Raw genomic sequence first — 21,127 nt, 5'->3', positions numbered from 1 at the left:
ACTATATTTAGGGAAAGATAAATTCATATCCATAAAATATATTTAAAGGTATAAGGGAATTTAACAATAACTAAAATCGGCAATAAAATAAAGTGGTAAGTAATGGAATAAGGGGAAAAGTAAATATTAAAAATAAGTCTAAAGATGCATAATTAATGTGACTAATATATTTTACAAAGGAGGAATTATAAATGAAAGATAATAAGAGATTATCCCATACTGCCTATGGTGGTATAAAAGGTGATGATTATATGCCTTTTATATCAACTACAACGGCAATGCCTGAGTCAAGTGTTTATTCTATTCTAATGGGTGCAGTATTTACAATGATATTTGCTGCTGCAAACACTTATTTAGGATTAAAGGTTGGTCTTACAATTTCAGCAGGTATTCCTGGGGCAATACTTGCCACAGGGATTTTAAAAGGATTATTTAAAAGAAACAATATATTAGAGGCTAATATGGTTGCTTCAATTGCAGCAGTTGGAGAATCTATAGCAGGTGGAATTATATTTATACTACCAGCAATTATTTTATGGGGAATTACCTTAAGGGTTTCTACAATAGTTATTGTTACTCTTCTAGGAGGGATAGTAGGTATATTTTTTGTTACTCCTTTAAGAAAATTTTTAATAGTTGAGGAGCATGGAAATTTAGTATATCCAGAATCTATGGCTGCAGCTGAAGTTTTAGTTAATGGAAGTGAAGGTGGTAGTGGATTTAAAATGGTTTTAATGGGTCTCGGAATTGGTGGAGGTTATAAGTTAGCTTCTGGAGGATTTGCTCTTTGGAGTGAAAGACCAGAATGGGTTATACCTGCATATCAAAATTCCGTATTTGGAATAGATACATTAGCTTCACTTCTAGGAGTTGGATTTATTGTAGGTACAAAAGCATCGGCATTTATGTTTGGAGGATCTCTTGTAGCTTGGCTTGGATTAATACCACTTATTAAATATATAGGTAGTACAGTTCCAGAACCTTTATTTCCTTCAACTATGTTAATCTCTGAGATGGGAGCTTCAGATATATGGAGTAAGTATATAAGATATATAGGAGCGGGAGCTGTTGCCGCAGGAGGATTTATTTCTTTAGGAAAATCTGCACCAACCATTATTAGGTCTTTTAAAGAAGCCATGTCAGGTATAGGTAAAAAGGAAAGTGGTGCAACTACTAGAATAAATGAAGATCCTCCAATTGTTTGGGTAATAGCTTCAGCAATACTGGTATTTATTCTTGCATGGTTATTACCACAAATTAGAGTAGGGATAATAGGCTCACTAATGGCAGTAGTATTTTCATTCTTCTTTGCAGTAGTTTCTGCAAGAATGGTTGGTATAATTGGTGCATCAAATAATCCTGTATCGGGTATGACTATTGCTACTTTACTATTTGTTACAGCTATATTAAAAATAACTGGAAATACAGGGCAAGAGGGAATGATTACAGCTGTTATGGTAGGTGGTATAGTATGTGTAGCTATAGCAGTTGCTGGTGGTACAGCTCAAAGTTTAAAGACTACATTTGTAATTGGTGGTTCTCCAAAGAAAGTACAAATTGGAATGTATTTAGGGTTAATATTTGGTGCTATAGTTTCTGGATATGTATTATTAATGCTTCATAATACATATGGAATTGGTTCAGAAGCAGTGCCAGCACCACAAGCCACTCTTATGTCAATGGTTATCGGAGGTGTTATGACTGGTGAATTACCTTGGGTACTTGTGTTTGTGGGGGTATCGATAGCTATATTTGCAGAAATATCCGGTCTTCCAGTACTACCGGTTGCTCTTGGTTTATACTTACCAATACATTTAAATGCAGGTATATTATCAGGTGGTATAATTAGAATATTTGTTGAGAAGAAATTTAAGAAAAATGAATCCATTATGAAAGAAAAAGTAGAGAGAGGTATTCTTATATCTTCCGGATTAGTTGCTGGAGATGCATTAATGGGTATAGTAGTTGCAGGGTTTGCTACTTTAGGACTTAATGTGGCCTTTGGACTTAATTTTGAAGGGTTAACCCAAAATTCTATATTCTCAACAGGTATATTTATAATTCTTGGAGTAATTATTTATCTTATTTCTTGTAGTGGAGATAATGAAAGAACTTAAAGGTAAATTATGATTATTGATAATATTTCTTATAATATTAAAAAATATGGATATAATTATGAATAATATTAAAGTTAAGAGCCGTTAAGGCTCTTAACTAATTTGTAGGTGATTTGTATGAAAGGTAAAAAAACACAAAATAAAGAAGAAAAGAATTTTCTTTTATATATTCCCCAAATTGAACATGATAACTATAAAATTAATGATAATAATATAGTTACTCTATACTTTGAACATAACAAACCTATAGAAAAGTTCGCAAGATGGTTAGTGAAAAAAAATAATCTTAGTGATATAGTTTTTGATGATAAATCATCACTGGCATGGATTTTAATAGATGGTAAAAGAAGTATATATGACATTGCACTTGAGATGGCAAGGAGATTAGGTGATACGGAAGAAGTAGCTATAGAGAGGCTTGTAATGTACATAAGATATATTGCTAGAAAGAGGTGGATAAAATTCATAGGAATAAAACATAACCAGGGTTGATATTAGGAAATATGTAGACATTGAGAGTAATATCTACTATTTAAATAAATAAATTGAACAAAAACAACCTACTATATAGCTTGACTACTTTAGGCTTTGGTGTATAATTATGACTTGACTAGATAGAAATTTTTACGGAAATGTAAAAAATCTATCATATTTTATTTTAAGCATATTTTATATGAATAAAATTCGGATAGATTAATAATATTAAAAATATAAATTTATAAGTAGTAGGGGTATAAAGATGATTATTGCAGATGTTAAAGTTGGTAGAATTACAATGCCATTAAAAAAACCATTCGTAACTAAAAACGGAGTTTATAATTATTCTAACGAAGTAGTTGTAAAGATTTTTACGGAAAATGGAGATGTGGGGATAGGAAGTGCAGCTCCAGCACCAAGAGTGACAGGGGAGACAGAAAGTTCAATTGTAGGTGCTATTAAACATATTACTACATTTATTAAGGGAATGGATCTTACGTGTCTTCAATGCATTTTTAAAGTTATGGATGAATGCATTAAAGGAAATAATAGCGCAAAAGCAGCTGTAGAAATTGCTATATATGATCTTTGGAGTAAAGGAGTAAATACTCCTTTGTATAAGTTATTAGGAGGATTTAATTCAACGGTACTTACAGATATAACTATACAAGATGATGATAAGATGGAAAATATGATAAATGCAGCCTATGAAGCTACTAGAGATGGCTATACTAATATAAAGATAAAGCTTGGAAATAATGTAGAATCAGACTTTGAAAAAGTGAAATTTATTAGACGTGCTATTAGAAAAGGAATAAAAGTAAGAGTTGATGGTAATCAAGGCTGGTCACCTAAAGATGCAATAAAGATAATTAAGAAGATAGAGCAATTAGATTTAGATATAGAGTTTGTAGAACAACCAGTTAAAGGTTGGGATATCGAAGGATTAAAATTTATTAAAGATAATGTGGATACTATGATTTTAGCTGACGAATCAGTGTTTGGATCCCCAGAGGCCTTTAAGGTAATTCAGAATAGAGCTTGTGACTTAATCAATATAAAACTGATGAAATGTGGAGGAATACAAAATGCCATAAGAATTTACAATATGGCAGATACTATGGGTATAAGGTGTATGGTTGGTTGTATGTTAGAGAGCAAAATTGGAATCACAGCAGCAGCAAGCTTTGCAGCTTCAAGAGGAAATATGATAACAGCAGATTTAGATACAATGATATACTTTGCAGAGGACCCTATAGTTGGAGGAGCAATCTTTGAAGGAAATAAAATCACTTTGTCCGATGAACCTGGCCTTGGAATTACTGATATAAGAGGTTGGGAAGAAATAGTATAAGTAAACTTTATCCATCTATATATTATACTAATTTTGCATAGATGAAAGGGTTTAAGATTAATATATAGAACTTATAATAAGTTACTATGAAAATTCATTATAAGAATCTAATAAAGGAAGTGGTTTTATGTCAAATGATCTTAAAGACCAATTAAAGAAACAGTTAGAGGTTGCCATAGAAGAAGAAAGATTAGAACATGTTATAAAAATAATAAATGATGAAATTCTTAAGTGTATAGAGAAAAGGAAGCATATAACCAATGCCATATTAGAATACAGAAAAAATGTTTTAGAAGAATTTAAAGACGATGAAGATAAGATAATAGAGTATTTTGATCATGAAAACTACGTAAAAGAAGAAAATTTTAAAAGCACTGATAGAAAATTAAAAGAACTAACAGTGTTAAAATCTTCTCCTTATTTTGGTAAGGTTACTTTTAGAGAAGAAGATTATGGGATAGAAGATATATACATTGGAAGGTTTGGAGTAACTTTAGAGGAAACCTTTGAACCACTAATTATAGATTGGAGAGCTCCAATTTCAGCACTTTTTTATAGTAATTCAGGAACTATTGGACAGTATAATTCACCTGAAGGAGAAATTACAGCTTCTATTTTAGGAAGGGTTCAATATATCATAAAGAGAGGTAAATTAGAGGGATTATTCAATTCTAATATCGATATAAAAGACGATATTCTTCAAATGGTATTAAGCAAAAACTCTTCAGATAAGCTTAAAGACATAGTTATGACTATACAACAAGAACAAAATGAGATTATAAGACAAGATAAGAATAAGATACTAGTTGTAGATGGTGTAGCTGGAAGTGGTAAAACTACTATTGCACTTCATAGAGTTGCTTATTTAATTTACAATTACAGAAATCTTTTAGAAAATAAGGTTTTAATATTAGGTCCTAATAGAATATTTATAGATTATATTTCAAATGTTCTTCCAACTTTAGGAGAGACTGGAGTGTTCCAAACTACATTTTTAGATTTAGCTTTAGATTTAGTAGATGTAGATGATGTTATAGATACTAAAGATGTTATGGAAAGAATTCTTAATAAAGATAAAGATTTTGAGAAAAAAGTTATTTATAAGAGATCATTAAGGTTTATGGAGGATCTAGATAAACTTGTTATTAAGCTAGAAGAAGATAGTTATTTTAACGATGCGGTTTTCTTTAGAGATAAAGTTATAGCAACTAAAGAAGAAATAAAAGCCATGTTTACAAAAGACTTTACTTCACTACCATTATTTAGAAGAAGCAAAAAAATTAAAAGGATTTTATTCTCTAGAATTAGGGATGTGAGAGATGAAGAGTTTAGATCTATTGAAATGAGGTATAAAGAGAAAAAGAAAGAGTTTACCCCTGAAGAATTAATACTTCATATAAATGATTTAGAATTCAAAAGAAAGTTAGAAATAAGAGAATTAGTAAGAGATGTAATAGAAGTAAAAGCTACATTAAGTTATTTAGATGGAAAAAATATAGAAAAGATATATGAAGAATTTAATGGTAATAAAGAATATACAGAAGAAGACTTGGTTGCTATATTATACTTAAAAGCTAAACTTATGGGCTTAAGGCTTAATAGAGAAATTAAACATTTAGTAATCGACGAGGCTCAAGATTATTCACCACTACAATTTATAGTGTTAAAAGAACTTGTAAATACTAAATCTATGACTATAGTTGGAGATAGTAATCAGCAATTAATACCTATTGGAAGTAATTCTTCTTTAAGTAGTATTAAAGATATATTTAGTGAGGATTCAGTTGAAATGTTTAAGTTAAATAAAAGTTATCGTTCAACGAAAGAAATCATGGAATATAGTAATATGTATATAGATGATATTTCCATAGTACCTATGGTTAGAACTGGAGATTCTGTTAATGAGATACTAGTAAAGGATGAGAAAGAGATAAAAGAATATATTATAGAGCTAGCAACTAGCTTAAAGAAAAAAAATCTTGAAAATATAGCTATTATAACTAAAAATTTATCTCAATCTAAGTATATATATGATTTGTTAAAAGAAGATATTTCATTAAAGCTTATAGATAAAGAGAATCTTCATATTGCTGAGGGAACTATGATTATGCCTAGTTATTATGCAAAAGGCTTAGAATTTGATGGAGCTATTATAATTGAAGAGGACATCCAAGAAAGATACAAGGACAATCTAATGTATATAATGTGTACAAGAGCACTTCATAATTTAATAGTTATTAAGAAATAAAAAAGTAATAGCATCACAGGGTGCTATTACTTTTTATTTTTAATATATTATAAGCTATCTTCATATCCTTGAATTTTATTTAATACTTCTTCATATATTTGGTCGGCCTTATTAAAATCCATATTAGGAACATAGAATTCCTCTAATTCATCATGTAAATCTTTAGCTATTTTTATACAATCAAGACCTTTTTGAAGTAGGATGTAAAAAATGGAAGAAACATCGTCTATATCATCTTGTTTTTTTTCAATATAATTTGCATCTAATAGACTATCCATATCATACTCCTCGCCATGAAATTCTATTTTGGTAATTTCATTTGATGTTACTAGAGCAACCTTTAATTCAGGAATTAATAAATGTTCAATTTTTTCAGGATTTAGTGGCGTGTGTAGAATCTCTACATCTAGACCCCTTCGAGTAGCTTCATCTGCAATATATTCAAGAACACGAGTTTTGCCAGTTCCAGGAGAGCCTTTAAGTACATAAACACTGGACATGTCTTTTACTATATTATGAATATAAGTTATAACTCCCTTTGGAGTAAATCCTGTTGCAAATAAGTGGCGTTTTTTACCCAGTGATGAGAATGTATTAGGAAGAATTCTATTCTTCAAATTTTCTTTTAAAATATTAAGTTCATAAAGATTTAAAGCTTCATTATTAAAGGTATACCAATCATCATAAATAGATTTAGCCGCAGCAAAAAATCTGTAAGCTCTTCTAAAGGAATTTCCAATTTCTTTATTTACAGCTAGAATGTTAAATTTTATGTTCTCAAAGTTCTCTTCTTTTAGACATATTCCCATATTTACTATATCATCTACAGCACCAGGAGTAATAGGGTCTATCATATGGGGAGATGTACCATCAAGCATAGCTACTTTTAATTCTTTAATTAGAACTCCATCTAAAGAATCACTATCAGAAGAACAATGATGAAATTCTACATCATATCCTCTATCAATGTAGTGTTTTCCAATTTTTTTCATAAGGGAAGATTTTCCTGTACCAGGACCTCCCTTTAAGCAAATAATTCTAGTTGCATCCTTTTGGGAAATAATATAATTAAAGTGAGAGTAAAAGCCTTTTCCGGTATTGCCACCTAAAAAATAGTGAGTGGATATTCCAGTCATAATTAATCCTCCAATGATTTCTACACTATCATAATATTATATAAGTTAAAAATGGTTAATGAAAATTCAAATTAATTAGATAAAAGATGCATCTACGGTAATTATTGCGTTGTGATTTGGAGAAACTTTCTTAATTTCCTCATTTATTTGTTTTTGTAATTTAAGTTCTGATTCTTTAGTTATTATAAAATCATCCTTAACTACTACATCAAATATTAAGTTTTTATAGTCACCTTCACCTACTACTCTAAAATCATGAAAAGAAGATATATGAGGAATTTTATTTAAAACTTCTTCCAATTCTCTTTTTGCACTAAGAATCTCTTCATCCTTTGTAGTTACTGGATCCATATGAATTAGCAGATATATACCCAGTTCAGAAGAAATTTCCTTTTCAGCTCTATCTATAACCTCATGAGCAGCAACAACAGAAATATCAAGAGGAACTTCAGCGTGAATAGAAGCAATTATTCTTCCAGGACCATAATTATGAACTAGCAAGTCATGAACACCATCTATATGTTCATAGGATAATAACATTTTTTGAATATCTTCTACTAAATCATTATCAGGAGCAACTCCAAGTAATGGGTTTAAAGTATCTTTAATTAGGTTATATCCTGCATAAAGAATTACTAAGGAAACAACTAAACCAATATATCCGTCTATAGGAAGTGATGTGAATTTTGAGATTAGTAGTGATATAACTACAGTAGAAGAAGATATTACATCACTTATTGAGTCTACAGAAGAAGCTTTAAGAGCGGAAGAATTTATTTTGTTACCTATACCTCTATAGAACCTACTTAACCATACTTTAAATGATATAGATATGATTAAAAGAATAAATGGAAGTAGTGAAAATTCTACAGGAACAGGATTTTTAATTCTCTCAAAAGAGCTTTTTATGAATTCAAAGCCAACTAATATTACTAAAAATGCAACTATAAGACCAGAAATGTACTCAATTCTTCCATGTCCAAAGGGATGTTCTTTATCTGCTGGTTTACTTGAAAGTTTAAAGCCAAAAATGGTTACCAATGAAGCACCAACATCGGAGAGATTATTAAAAGCATCAGCAATTACAGCAATACTATTAACTAAAAGTCCAGCAGTGATTTTAATTAAAAATAAAACTAGATTTACTAAAATACCAACAACTCCACCAAGATATCCATAACGTTCTCTGACTTTCTTATTTTTTATATCTTCACTATTTTTAATAAATTTTGTTATAAGCTTTTGAGAAATCAATTATTACACCTCTTTATCAATATATTTTTTCTCATAACTATAGTATAACACGAGAACATGTTATAAATTAGGGAAAATCACAAAATTCATAGGAAATGTAGTAAAAGTTTGGTATACTATTACTAGTATTTCGTTTTAAGGAGGGGATTAATTATGTCAAAAGAATTGAAGTTTGCTAAAGAACTTATAGATTTTTTGTATGAAAGCCCTACTGCTTTTCATGCAGTGAAAAATGTTAAAGATTCTCTTGAAGGTTGTGATTTTAAGGAATTAAAGGAAGAGGATAAATGGATATTAGAAAAGGGTGGTAAATATTATACTACTAAAAATGGTTCTGCACTAATTGCATTTACTGTAGGTAATGGTGAGGTTGAGAACCACGGATTTAAAATTATAGGTGCTCATACAGATTCACCTACATTTAGAATAAAACCAAATAGTGAAATTATATCAGAAAATAATTATATTAAATTAAATACTGAGGTTTATGGTGGTTTAATAAGAAGTACATGGATGGATAGACCACTAGCTGTAGCAGGAAGAGTTGCTTTAAAAGGTGAAAATTTACTTAATCCAGAGTTAAGGTTAGTTAACATAAAGAAACCAATATTAATAATACCTAGCTTAGCAATTCATATGAATAGGGAAGCCAATTCTGGAGGAGAATTAAATCCACAAAAAGATACACTTCCACTGCTTGCAATGGTAACTGAAGAATTAGAAAAGGATAATGCATTAATAAACATATTAGCTGAGGAAATGAAGGTAAATAAAGAGGATATTATAGATTTTGATTTATTCCTTTATGAATTTGAAAAGGGATGTATTGTTGGATTAAAAGATGAATTTATATCTTCAGGTAGATTAGATGACCTTCAAATGGTTCATGCTGGAATTGAAGCACTAAAAGAAGCTCCAATAACTGAGGGCATAAATGTAATGGTATGTTTTGATAATGAAGAAGTTGGAAGCTCTACAAAACAAGGAGCCGATTCTGATATGTTAGCAAATATTTTAGAAAGAATTGCTCTTTGTCTTGGAAAAGGGAGAGAAGAGTTCTTTAGAGCACTTAGCAGATCCTTTATTATTTCGGCAGATAATGCTCACGCAGTTCATCCTAATAGCCCAGAAAAGGCAGATCCGACTAATAGACCAATTGTAAATAAAGGTCCTGTTATAAAGATAAATGCGAATTGTGCATATACTAGTGATTCAGATTCTTCTGCTGTATATGAATCTATTTGTAAAAAAGCAGAGGTACCAGTACAAAAGTTTGTAAATCGTTCAGATTTAAGAGGCGGTTCAACCATAGGACCAATTTCTTCAACCCATTTGAATATACGTTCTGTAGATATTGGAAATCCAACCCTTGCTATGCATTCTATAAGAGAGTTTGCAGGAGTTAAGGATCATAGTTATGTAGCAAAATCCTTTGTAGAGTTTTACAAAATATAATATAATTATAGAAACTCCTTGTAACAAAGGAACAATTATAGAAACTAGTGATGGGAAAGAAGTAAAATTTAATGTGCAACCAGGTAGTTATAGAGGATTAACTAAAGGTAGTTCACAATAGCATATATAAAGAAGCCATTTAAGATAAGTAAGATATTAAGTTACTTTTCTTAGATGGCTTTTATTTAGCTATAGGAGAAAGCTAATCTATAGGATAGAAAAATATTTACTATTATAGATTTAAGTTAATTTGGTAATAATAATAGTTGAGCATCATTGAAAGGGGATAGCACCATGGAGCACATATTTATTTTAGTAAATTTAATACTTATACTAAGTATAGTTCTTCTTATGTACGTAATCAAAAATAGAAATAAGAGAAGAGTCTATATTAAGATTAGTGACAATAGTTTTTTAGCAGAAAATAAAGAAAAATTGGAAGATGCTATTGATGATATAGCCAGAGACCATAGAGAAATTGAAAAAATAAGTAGGAATGATTTAATTTCCAATTTAGATAAGCATTTCAATAATATATTGGGGTGCCATAATTTGTTTAAAGTGGATGAAAATAGAGAGTATTTCAAGATAAAAGGAACACAATGGATATTAGATAATATCTATGTTATTGAAAAAGAGTATAAATTTATAAAAAAACATTTATCAAAGAAATATTTAAAATCACTACCTATACTAAAAAGTGGAGCATTAAAAGGATATCCTAGAATTTATGCTGTATCAAGAGAAATATTGGGAATTTATAGGGATAAGCTAACTAGGGATAATATTAATAAGTTTTTAAAAAGATATCAAGAAACAACCATATTAACCATGGGAGAATTATGGGCTTTACCTATAATGCTTAAAATAGCCTATTTAGAGATAATAGGAAAAAGCTCAGTATTGATAGTGGATAAAGCTAATGATAGACATAGAGGAGAAAGATTAGCTGATAGGATTATTAAGTATTATAATGAAGAAAATATGAAGAGAGCTATGGATTTCATATCAGAGAACAATATTAAGTTTACAGAATACTTTGCGGATGCATTAATAAGAGTTTTAAGAGATAATGGAGTAAATTACGATGAATTAAATTTATGGATAGAAGATAAATTAAGCGAAAATGAAATTACTTTAGATAAGATTATTATAGATTCTAATAAAAGTGATGGTATCTATTCTACAGCCATTAGTAGTAGCATTAATGGCTTAAGAAATTTAGATAATATAAATTGGGAAGAAGTATTTAATATTAGCAATAAAGTAGAAGAAATATTAAGTAAAGATCCTGCTATGGTTTATAGTACTATGGATTTTTATTCCAAGGACTATTATAGACATGTTTTAGAAAAAATAGCTAGACAAAATAAAATTTCTGAGACATTTGTTGCTAGAAAAGTACTACAGTGTGCAGAAGTAAATAATGATAAAGAATTTGAAAATCATGTGGGATATTATCTAACTGATAGTGGTAGAGAAAAGCTAAATCATATTTTGAATATTGATTTTAAAGGATTTGAAAAGTTAAAAAATATGATAAAGGGAAGAGCTGTTGGTATTTATATAGGAACTATTGTTATTCTTACAGCCATACTATCGGGAGGATTTATAACTTGGAGCTATATAAATGATACAAATATATCAATATCTAAATATATTTTATCTGGAATAGTTACTATTATACCGCTCAGTGAGGTTGTGGTATCCATCTTAAATTGGAGTATTACTAATTTAAGCACACCTAATGTATTACCTAAAATTAATATATCCGATAGAATTCCTAAAGAAGGAATCACCTGTGTAGTAGTTCCTACTCTAATAGAAAGTATAGAGAAAGCTAAAAGTTTAATGAGTAATTTAGAAACTTATTATTTAGGAAATAATGATGAAAATCTATATTTTGCTATCTTGGGAGATTTTATAGATAGTCATAGAGAAAAAGAAGCAGAAGACGAAGTGATATCTAGATTTTGTTTAGAAGAAATTAATAAGTTAAATACAAAGTATAATGAAGATAGTGGTCGTTTTTTTCTTTTTATGCAGACATAGAAGGTTTAATGAAAAGGAGAATAAGTGGCTAGGTTGGGAGCGAAAAAGAGGAAAACTAGAAGAGTTTAATAAGTTTATAAGAGGAGATAAAAATACCACTTATAGTGTTTTAAGTGAAGGTGTGGAAAAACTTTTTAAAGTAAAGTATGTTATAACTTTAGACGGAGATACCATACTTCCAAGAGAATCAGCAAAGATTTTAATTGGAGCAATGCTTCACCCGTTAAATAGAGCTTATACAAAGGAAGATGGAACTGTTTGGAGAGGTTATGGAGTAATACAACCTAAAGTTGGTATAGATTTAGAAAGTGCTAATAAAACTTATTTTTCTAAAGTATTCTCAGGAGAAGCAGGTATTGATATATATACATTTGCAATATCTGATGTATATCAAGACTTGTTTGGAGAGGGTATTTTTACTGGTAAGGCCATATATGATGTAGATGTATTTACAAAGGTAACTCATGGAGTAATTGAAGAAAATCAAGTTCTAAGTCATGATTTATTAGAAGGATCTTTGGCAAGAACGGCTTTGCTTACAGATGTGGAGTTAGTAGATGGATATCCTTCTAACTTTATTGCAAGTTGTAAAAGACTTCATAGATGGGTGAGAGGTGATTGGCAACTATTACCATACATATTAAAGAAAAATAAATTAAATAGATTATCTAAGTGGAAGATGATAGATAATTTAAGAAGAAGCTTAATGGCTCCTTCTATGTTAATTTTATTACTTTGCTCTTTAGCAGGAATCCTTCCTGATGGTATAGATAAGTGGTATATGTCAGCTTTCATTGCTTTAATAACACCTATTCTATTTAATATGTCAGAAAATATAGTTTCGCCTATAAATGGAATAAGTCTAAGTGGAAAAGTTCAGAATTTCCAAATGGCTTTAAAGCAAGTATTTTTTATATATGCTTTTCTTCCTTTTAAAGCATATTTAATGGTAGATGCTATTATAAGAACACTATACAGATTAATAATAAGTAAAAAAAACTTATTACAATGGCAAACGGCTGAGGAAGCAGAAAGGTCTTCAGGAAAAGACTTTATAAGTTATTTTAAATACATGTGGCAAGAGATAGTAATAGCTTTATGTATTATGGTGGTAGCATGGAGAAGTGGCTTGGATACCTTTTATGTAATGATACCAAGTTGTATTATATGGGTTATTAGTCCAATAATAGCTTATATTATAGGTCAGAATATTAATGATGAAACAGTAAAATTAAGTGAAGACGATAATAAGGTTTTAAAAAGGTTAACTAGAAGGATTTGGGCATATTTTGAAGACTTTATCACTGAGGATACTAACTATCTTGGCGGGGATAATTATCAGGAAGAACCATATAGAGGATTAGCTATGAGAACTTCTCCTACTAATATTGGTATGACTTTAATTTCCAATATTGTTGCTATAGATATGGGGTACATTGGGACGGTTAAAGGTATAGAAAACTTGGGTAAAACCATAGATACTTTGAAAAGGTTAGAAACCTGTAAAGGGCATTTTTATAATTGGTATGATGTGGAGACACTTAGTCCTCTATTACCTAAATATGTTTCTACAGTAGATAGTGGAAATCTAGTATCTTATTTATATACCATAGAAGAAGCACTAAAAGAATTAAGAAACACACCTTACTTTAATAATAGAGTTGAGGGCATAGAGGATACTGTTTATCTTGCCATGGAAGAGCTGGAAGATGAAAGAAAAAAATATATGTACCTTAATGTTATTGAAAGAATAAAAAGAGAAGGAAAAGATATATTAACTTTTTATAATATGTTAAATAACTTTGAAGATATTGTACAGGAAGGTATAAAAAATATAGATAGTGCTTATTGGAATAAAAAACTATTAGATAATATAAAAGACTATTTAAGTGAAATTAAATTTTTATTTCCATTCATAGATGATATAAAGCTATTACCTAGAAGCAAGTATGAAAATATAATTAGAATTATTAGTAATGATAGTTTAGGGCATATATATGATATTATAAAAGGGTTTAATTTTATATCTAATAATTTAAATGAATTTCAATTAGAAAGAATAAATAAGAATATAGATTTATGTAAAGAAAGAGTAGGTACACTATTAAAACAATTTACAAAAATTGAAGCTGAACTAAACAGAATTATAGATAATACAGATTTTAAATTTTTGTATAATGATGAAAGAAAGTTATTTCATATAGGCTATGATGTAGACAATGAATCATTAAGTAGTAATTACTATGACTTATTGGCATCAGAAGCTAGAACAACAAGTTTTATTGCAGTGGCTAAGGGGATAGTTCCAACATCTCATTGGTTTGCTTTAAATAGATCCTTAACTTTAATGTATGGTAGAAAAGGATTGGCTAGCTGGAGTGGAACCATGTTTGAATACTTTATGCCAAGGATTTTAATGAAAAATTATAGAAATTCTATGTTAGATGAAACTTATAGGTCTGTAATGGAAGGTCAAATAAGATATGGAGATAAGAGGAAGGTGCCTTTTGGTATTTCAGAAAGTGCCTACTATAAATTTGATGTAGATTTAAACTATCAATACAAAGCCTTCGGTGTACCTAAAATTGGTATAAAAAGAGGATTAGAAGAAGAGTTAGTAGTATCACCATATTCTACTATTATGGGGCTTATGGAAAATATACCTAAGTCTATGGCAAATATAAGAAGTCTCTTAAAACTTGAATGTTATGGAAGATATGGATTTTATGAAGCTATAGATTATACAGATAAAAGGATAAAAAATAAAAAGTTTGAATTAGTGAAATGTTATATGATACATCATCTAGGAATGAGTTTATTGGCTTTAGATAATGTGATGAATAATAATATTATTCAAAGAAGATTTCATAGAATTCCCATGATTAGAGCTGTGGAAATATTGCTTCAAGAGAAAATAAGTAAGAATGTGGTCTATGATAGAAAAGAAGATAATTCACAAGAAGTGAAAGAAGTGCAAAGGCAATATTCCATCCATAGAACATTTAAATTTGGAGAAAGTAAGTATCCCCAAACCATACTTCTTGGGAATAAAAATTATAACATCTTATTAAATACGGCTGGTGGTGGCTACTCTAAGTTTAAAAATATAATGGTATATAGATGGAAAGAAGATTTGATTCGTAGTAGTTGGGGAAAGTTTTTTTATATTAAAGACACTAATTCTAATGAATATACATCTTCTACCTATGAACCTTGTAAAGAGCAAGGAGATAAATATGAAGTTAATTTCTATTTGTATAAGGCAGAATTCATAAAATACTGGAGAGATCTAGAAATAAATACTATAGTTCAAGTAATTCCTGAAGATAATTGTGAAATTAGAACTATTGATATAAAAAATAATGGTAGTGAAGAAAAAATCATAGAAGTTATTAGCTATAGTGAAGTAGTTTTACAAGGATACAGTGGAGATATATCACATCCTACTTTTGGGAATTTATTTATTACTACAGAGTATATAGATGAATTAAGTGGAATACTTGCAAAACGCAGACCTCGTAGCGAAAAAGACAGGGACATATATACTCTTGAAAGTACACTAGGTGAAGAGGAATTTAAAACAGAGTATGATACGGCAAGGCTAAGTTTTATAGGAAGAAATCATTCAAAAGAAAATCCTATAGTTTTAGAAGGAAATGAACCTTTAAAAAATAATGTAGGGAATGTATTAGATCCAATAATTGCAATTAAGAGAATAATAAAAATTCCTAAAGGTGAAAGCAAATCTATAAAATATATAACAATTACAGGAAACTCTAAGGAGGATGTATTAAATAAGTCAAGAAATTATCAAGATATTAATATTCTAGAGGAAAGTGTCCTAAGATCTGCTTTGAGTGTAGAAGAAAGTCTTATTAATAAAGGAATAAAACCAACACAAGGGATTATTTATGAGCGGTTTGCAAGTAGTATATTATTTAATAACTTTAGTTATACAAAGAGAATAAATAACTTAATTAATCTAAGTAGAAGTCAAAGAAATCTCTGGGCCTACGGAATTTCAGGAGATTTACCTATTGTATTGTTAACTATTAACAAGGAAAAGGAAAGTGATATCTTAAGACAGCTTATAAATTGCCATGGATATTTAGAAGAAAAGGGATTAAAGTTTGATATCGTAGTCATTAATGAAGAGGAAATAAGCTATGAAAAGCCTCTAGATAATGCACTAAAAAGAATAATATTGAATAGCTCTTTAAATGGACGAGAAAATACTTCAGGTGGCATATTTATAATTAATAATGAAAAAATGTCTAAAGAAGATTTAAATTTGATTTATTCCATTGCAGCAATAATCGTAGATGGATCAGAAGGGCCTTTATTAAAACAAATTGAAAAAGCCATGAAAAATGAAGATTATCCATATGACTCAAGAAAGTATATATGGGAAATGAGTGAACTAAAAGAAGCTAATTTAAGTTATAGTGATAGTAATATCCCTAAAGTAGAAACTTCAGAGTTAAGCTTTTTTAATGGATATGGAGGTTTTAATAATGAGGGAGAATATACAATTATACTAAAGGACGGAATGTCTACACCAGCTCCTTGGATAAATGTTATAGCCAATAATAATAGATTTGGATTTAATATAAGTGAGTCTGGTAGTAGCTATACTTGGTATAAAAATAGTAGAGAATTTAAAATTACTCCTTGGAATAATGATTTCATTGAAGATACCCCTAGTGAAGTTTTATACCTAGAAGAAGGGGATAAACTTTGGTCAATAACTCCTGAACCAATAAGAGATAAAGGAGAGTATGTAATAACTCATGGATTTGGATATTCCAAATTTACTCATTGTAAAAGTGGAATACTGGGGGAAATTACTGTATTTCCTTCAAAGGAGAGAAGTGCAAAGCTTATTAAGGTTAGCTTAAATAACTTAGTAGATAAGGAGAGAAATATAGGAATTACTTATATTGCAAGATTGTGTCTAGGAGATTTAAGAGAAAACAATTATAAGAAGATTTACACTGTAATAGATAAAGAAAACAAATACATATATGGAATCAATCCATATAGTAGTGATTTTTCATCTAGTCATGTTTATTTAAAAATAAGTGGAGGAAAAAATGAAAGTTTTAGTGGAGATGAAAGAGATTTTATTGTAAGTAAAGAATATATGGATTCTTTATCTGAACAGAACACTATAAGCTTATCAGGAAGGTGTGGTTCAGGATTAGAACCAGTACTCAGTGAGAAAGTTTACTTAAGCTTAGGAGCTAATGAAGAAAAATCACTGGTAATTGTCTTAGGAGCAGAAGACAGTATTGAAGGAATTCAAAATTCCCTTGAAGAGTTTTCAGATATAACTAGAGTTGAGAAAGAGTTAGAAATGGTAAAAGGCTATTGGGAAAGGCTTTTAACTAAGATAAAGATAAAAACAGAGGATAAAGCTTTAGATTTCATGATTAATGGTTGGCTTCCTTATGAAACTATCAGTTGTAGATTATTTTCAAGAACAGCATTTTATCAATGTGGAGGAGCTTATGGATTTAGAGATCAATTACAAGACTCCATTCCAATGATTTATATACAGCCTGAAATTGCTAGAAATCAAATTCTTTATAGTGCTACTAGACAATTTGAAGAAGGAGATGTGCAACATTGGTGGCATCCAGTTGTAAATAGTGGAATAAGAACTAGATTTAGTGATGATTTATTATGGTTACCTTATGTTACTTGTATATATGTTAAAACCACTGGAGATTATAAGATTTTAGATGAAGAGATTGGATATTTAAAGGATGAGCATTTAAGAGAAGGAGAAGATGAAAGGTATAATGTATCATCAAAATCAGATTTAAAAGAGTCCTTATACAATCACTGTATAAGAGCTATAAATAGAAGCTTAAAGTTTGGTTCCCATAATATTCCTCTCATGGGAAGTGGAGATTGGAATGATGGAATGAGCACTGTAGGAAATAAGGGTAAGGGAGAGAGTATCTGGCTTGGCTGGTTCCTATATGCTATATTAAAAGATTTTAAGGATCTATGCATATATAAAAGGGATGAGGATAATTATGAAAAATATATTAAGACTATGGATTTTATTAAAGAAAATCTAGAGATTCATGGATGGGATGGAGGTTGGTATAAACGTGCTTACTTTGATGATGGCACTCCACTAGGATCTCATGAAAATCAGGAATGTAAAATAGATGCCCTATCACAATGTTGGTCTGTAATATCAGAAGCAGGAGATAAGGAAAGAGCTAATATAGCTATGAGTTCTTTAGAAAAATATTTAGTAAAGCCTAAAGAAAAAATTATATTACTATTGAGCCCACCTTTTGATAAATCAGATTTAAAACCAGGATATATAAAAGGATATGTACCTGGAGTAAGGGAAAATGGAGGACAATATACCCATGGAGTTGCGTGGGTAGCTTTAGCTCTTGCAAAACTAGGAAGAGGAGAAGAAGCATATAACATATATTCCATGCTAAATCCTATAAATCATAGTTTAAACATAGAGGAAGCAAATGTATTTAAGACAGAGCCTTATGTTATGGCTGCAGATATATATTCGGTGGAACCTCATGAAGGAAGAGGCGGATGGAGTTGGTATACTGGAAGCTCAGGTTGGATGTATACTATCGCATTAGAACACATATTGGGCTTTAGATTAATAGAAGGAAAAGGGTTTAAAATTAAACCATGTGTACCTAAAGACTTTAAAGAATACTCTATAGACTATGTATATGGAAATGCTGTATATCATATCAAAGTAATTAGAAGTGGTAATTCTACCATAACTTTAGATGGAAATGCTATAGAAGGAGATATAATACCTGTTACCTCTGATGGAGAACATGAAGTAAAAGTAAATATTTAATAAAAATATAGGAATTGCCATTGAAGCAATTCCTATATTTTTTACTATTTAGTTGGAGTGTTTTTATTTATTGATGCTAAGGGTTGATCTTCAAAACCTAGAAGATCCGATTCCTCGTTATAGGTATAATCAAATTCTGCATTAGAGATGTTGTTTGCCACAATTGGATCTACAACATGATTTGGAAGCAGTACATAGTCTTCAAGAGAATGTGCTTTTACAGGTTTGGTACTAGCATCTAAAAAGTCTCTTTCATTAGGACCATAAGGTTTTGCACCATTAGACTTACTAGAATTGTTTTTTGAATCCATATAAAATACCTCCTTAAAGTAAGTGGTGATATATTTTTAAATTATATTAAAATACTAAAATGTATTTAATATGTTTAGTTTGCTTCAATACAGTAAATAAATACTAGAAATTTATGGGCTTTTATATAATTCTAATTTAAATAAAAATAATCATATGGTAAGGTTAAAAATAGATAAACTAAAAAATAGAATAACAATTTCTAATATTGACATAATATAATATTAGAATTATAATAACTTTAATGTAATATTAAACAACTTTATTATTAATTGATCGGTGAGGCGAAGTAAGTAGTATTAAAAACAGATTTTCAGAGAGCGATAGATGGTGAGATTATCGCAATTATGCTTGATATGAATGGGTCGCTGAGATGTTGGGTGAATTTAAAGTAGCCTAGCACGGATGCTCACGTTATAGAGCTAGGATATGTTTGTATCTGAAAGAGGTGAGGTTTTATTATCTCAAAATAGGTGGTACCGCGTGATTTATGCCCTATGGATTTATTCCATAGGGTTTTTATTTACAATTAAATGGAATAATTTTACGGATTGAAAGGAGAAAAAACATGGAAGATAAGAAAAAAGTTATGTTAAGTGGAATTAAGCCTTCTGGGGATTTAACACTAGGAAATTATTTAGGAGCTATAAAAAATTGGGTGAAACTACAAAATGAATATGAATGTTATTTCTTTATTGCAGATTTGCATGCAATTACAGTAAGACAGATACCAGCTGAACTTAGAAAGAGAACTTTAGAAGTACTAGCAATTTATATTGCTGCAGGAATAGATACAGAAAAAAATACTCTATTCGTACAATCTCATGTACCAGCTCATTCTGAAGCTGCATGGCTTTTAACTTGCCATAGTTATATGGGAGAACTAAGTAGAATGACTCAGTATAAGGATAAATCTAAAAATAGTGGAGAAAGTATAGGGGCAGGATTATTTAGTTATCCAGTTATAATGGCTGCTGATGTATTATTATATCAAACAGATGTAGTGCCAGTTGGAATAGATCAAGTACAGCATTTAGAATTAGCTAGAGATATAGCTGACAGATTTAATAAATTATACAGTCCAACATTTAAAATACCTGAACCATACGTAGGCAAGGCTGGAGCAAAAATAATGGACCTTCAAAATCCAGAAAAGAAGATGTCTAAGTCGGAAGAAAATCCTAATGGATATATCTTAATATTAGATCCACCAGAAGTCATAAGAAAAAAAAATATCCAGAGCTGTAACTGATAGTGTAGGAGAAGTTAAATTCTGTGATGAACAACCAGGAGTTAAAAATTTAATGACAATTTTAAGCACTATTGAAGGCATATCTATGGAAGAAATAGAAGAAAGATATAAGGGGCAAGGTTATGCCCAATTTAAATTAGATGTAGCAGAGGCTGTAGTTAAGGAGCTTGAACCAGTTCAAAAGAGAGTTAAAGAGCTTTTAGATAATAAAGGTAAACTAGAAGAAATCTTCAAAGCTGGGGCAGAAAAGGCAAATTATGTAGCTACAAAGACTTTAAGAAAGATGCAAAAGAAAATAGGATTAGTTCAGTATTAATATTATCAGTATTAATACTAAAGGTACTTTATATAAACTATTATTTATTAGTTTATATAAAGTACCTTTTAATTTTTTTGAGGTTAATATCTGTTACTACATCAGTATTTATGGTTAAGATAGTAGGAGCTTGTCTATGTATATCCTTTGTAAAATCTTAAGAAGCATCCTCTTTTTCAAAGGAACAAAAGATTGGATTATCATATATGGTTAAAATGAAATAAAGGAAAAATGTATAAATTGTAATAATTTCTTAATGAAATTGTAAGGTTTTTAAATTATAATATATCTATAGTAT

General features: G+C 29.7%; 10 protein-coding genes, 1 pseudogene and 1 other annotated feature. Of the genes and pseudogenes, 8 read left to right on the top strand and 3 right to left on the bottom strand.

What is annotated here, in order from left to right:
* Positions 1 to 191: 191 nt before the first annotated feature.
* The 4 genes from IO99_RS08910 (at position 192) to IO99_RS08895 (ending at position 6,196) form a co-directional block, all read left to right on the top strand.
* Positions 192 to 2,117, top strand: a complete 1,926-nt coding sequence (locus IO99_RS08910; protein WP_035132572.1) for an OPT family oligopeptide transporter — start codon at positions 192 to 194, stop codon at positions 2,115 to 2,117.
* 117 nt (positions 2,118 to 2,234) lie between these two features.
* Positions 2,235 to 2,609, top strand: coding sequence for a hypothetical protein (locus IO99_RS08905; protein WP_035132570.1), 375 nt, complete (start codon positions 2,235 to 2,237; stop codon positions 2,607 to 2,609).
* 247 nt (positions 2,610 to 2,856) lie between these two features.
* On the top strand, positions 2,857 to 3,948 hold the full coding sequence (locus IO99_RS08900; RefSeq protein ID WP_035132568.1) for a dipeptide epimerase: 1,092 nt from the start codon (positions 2,857 to 2,859) through the stop codon (positions 3,946 to 3,948).
* A gap of 127 nt (positions 3,949 to 4,075) precedes the next feature.
* Complete coding sequence (locus IO99_RS08895) at positions 4,076 to 6,196, top strand: HelD family protein (protein WP_035132566.1); 2,121 nt, start codon at positions 4,076 to 4,078, stop codon at positions 6,194 to 6,196.
* Positions 6,197 to 6,243: 47 nt separating this feature from the next.
* Here IO99_RS08895 and IO99_RS08890 read toward each other — a convergent pair whose 3' ends face one another.
* Together IO99_RS08890 and IO99_RS08885 are read right to left on the bottom strand one after the other, a co-directional pair.
* Positions 6,244 to 7,332 (bottom strand): PRK06851 family protein, encoded by a 1,089-nt coding sequence (locus tag IO99_RS08890; protein ID WP_035132560.1) that lies wholly within the window; start codon positions 7,330 to 7,332, stop codon positions 6,244 to 6,246.
* Between the two features lie 75 nt (positions 7,333 to 7,407).
* The gene (locus IO99_RS08885; RefSeq protein WP_035132558.1) at positions 7,408 to 8,586 is read right to left on the bottom strand and encodes a cation diffusion facilitator family transporter; all 1,179 of its coding nucleotides are present in this window, start codon (positions 8,584 to 8,586) and stop codon (positions 7,408 to 7,410) included.
* A 153-nt stretch (positions 8,587 to 8,739) separates the two neighbouring features.
* Here IO99_RS08885 and IO99_RS08880 point away from each other — a divergent pair, with 153 nt between their 5' ends.
* The 3 genes from IO99_RS08880 (at position 8,740) to IO99_RS08875 (ending at position 18,952) form a co-directional block, all read left to right on the top strand.
* Positions 8,740 to 10,041 (top strand): M18 family aminopeptidase, encoded by a 1,302-nt coding sequence (locus tag IO99_RS08880; RefSeq protein ID WP_035132556.1) that lies wholly within the window; start codon positions 8,740 to 8,742, stop codon positions 10,039 to 10,041.
* A gap of 294 nt (positions 10,042 to 10,335) precedes the next feature.
* The gene (locus IO99_RS18385) at positions 10,336 to 12,093 is read left to right on the top strand and encodes a hypothetical protein (protein ID WP_051824019.1); all 1,758 of its coding nucleotides are present in this window, start codon (positions 10,336 to 10,338) and stop codon (positions 12,091 to 12,093) included.
* Complete coding sequence (locus IO99_RS08875) at positions 12,053 to 18,952, top strand: GH36-type glycosyl hydrolase domain-containing protein (protein ID WP_051824018.1); 6,900 nt, start codon at positions 12,053 to 12,055, stop codon at positions 18,950 to 18,952. The genes IO99_RS18385 and IO99_RS08875 overlap by 41 nt, the downstream gene beginning before the upstream one ends.
* 44 nt (positions 18,953 to 18,996) lie before the next feature.
* On the opposite strand, the gene IO99_RS08870 is transcribed toward IO99_RS08875, so the two are convergent.
* Positions 18,997 to 19,263, bottom strand: coding sequence for a hypothetical protein (locus tag IO99_RS08870; protein WP_051824017.1), 267 nt, complete (start codon positions 19,261 to 19,263; stop codon positions 18,997 to 18,999).
* Between the two features lie 268 nt (positions 19,264 to 19,531).
* Positions 19,532 to 19,762, top strand: a binding site (T-box leader).
* Between the two features lie 67 nt (positions 19,763 to 19,829).
* Between IO99_RS08870 and trpS the strand changes: the two are divergent.
* Positions 19,830 to 20,829: pseudogene (gene trpS / locus IO99_RS08865) on the top strand (tryptophan--tRNA ligase).
* Positions 20,830 to 21,127 lie beyond the last annotated feature (298 nt).

The organism is Clostridium sulfidigenes (assembly GCF_000732635.1).
Taxonomy (GTDB): domain Bacteria; phylum Bacillota; class Clostridia; order Clostridiales; family Clostridiaceae; genus Clostridium_J; species Clostridium_J sulfidigenes.
This window is presented reverse-complemented; position numbering and strand designations above follow the sequence as displayed.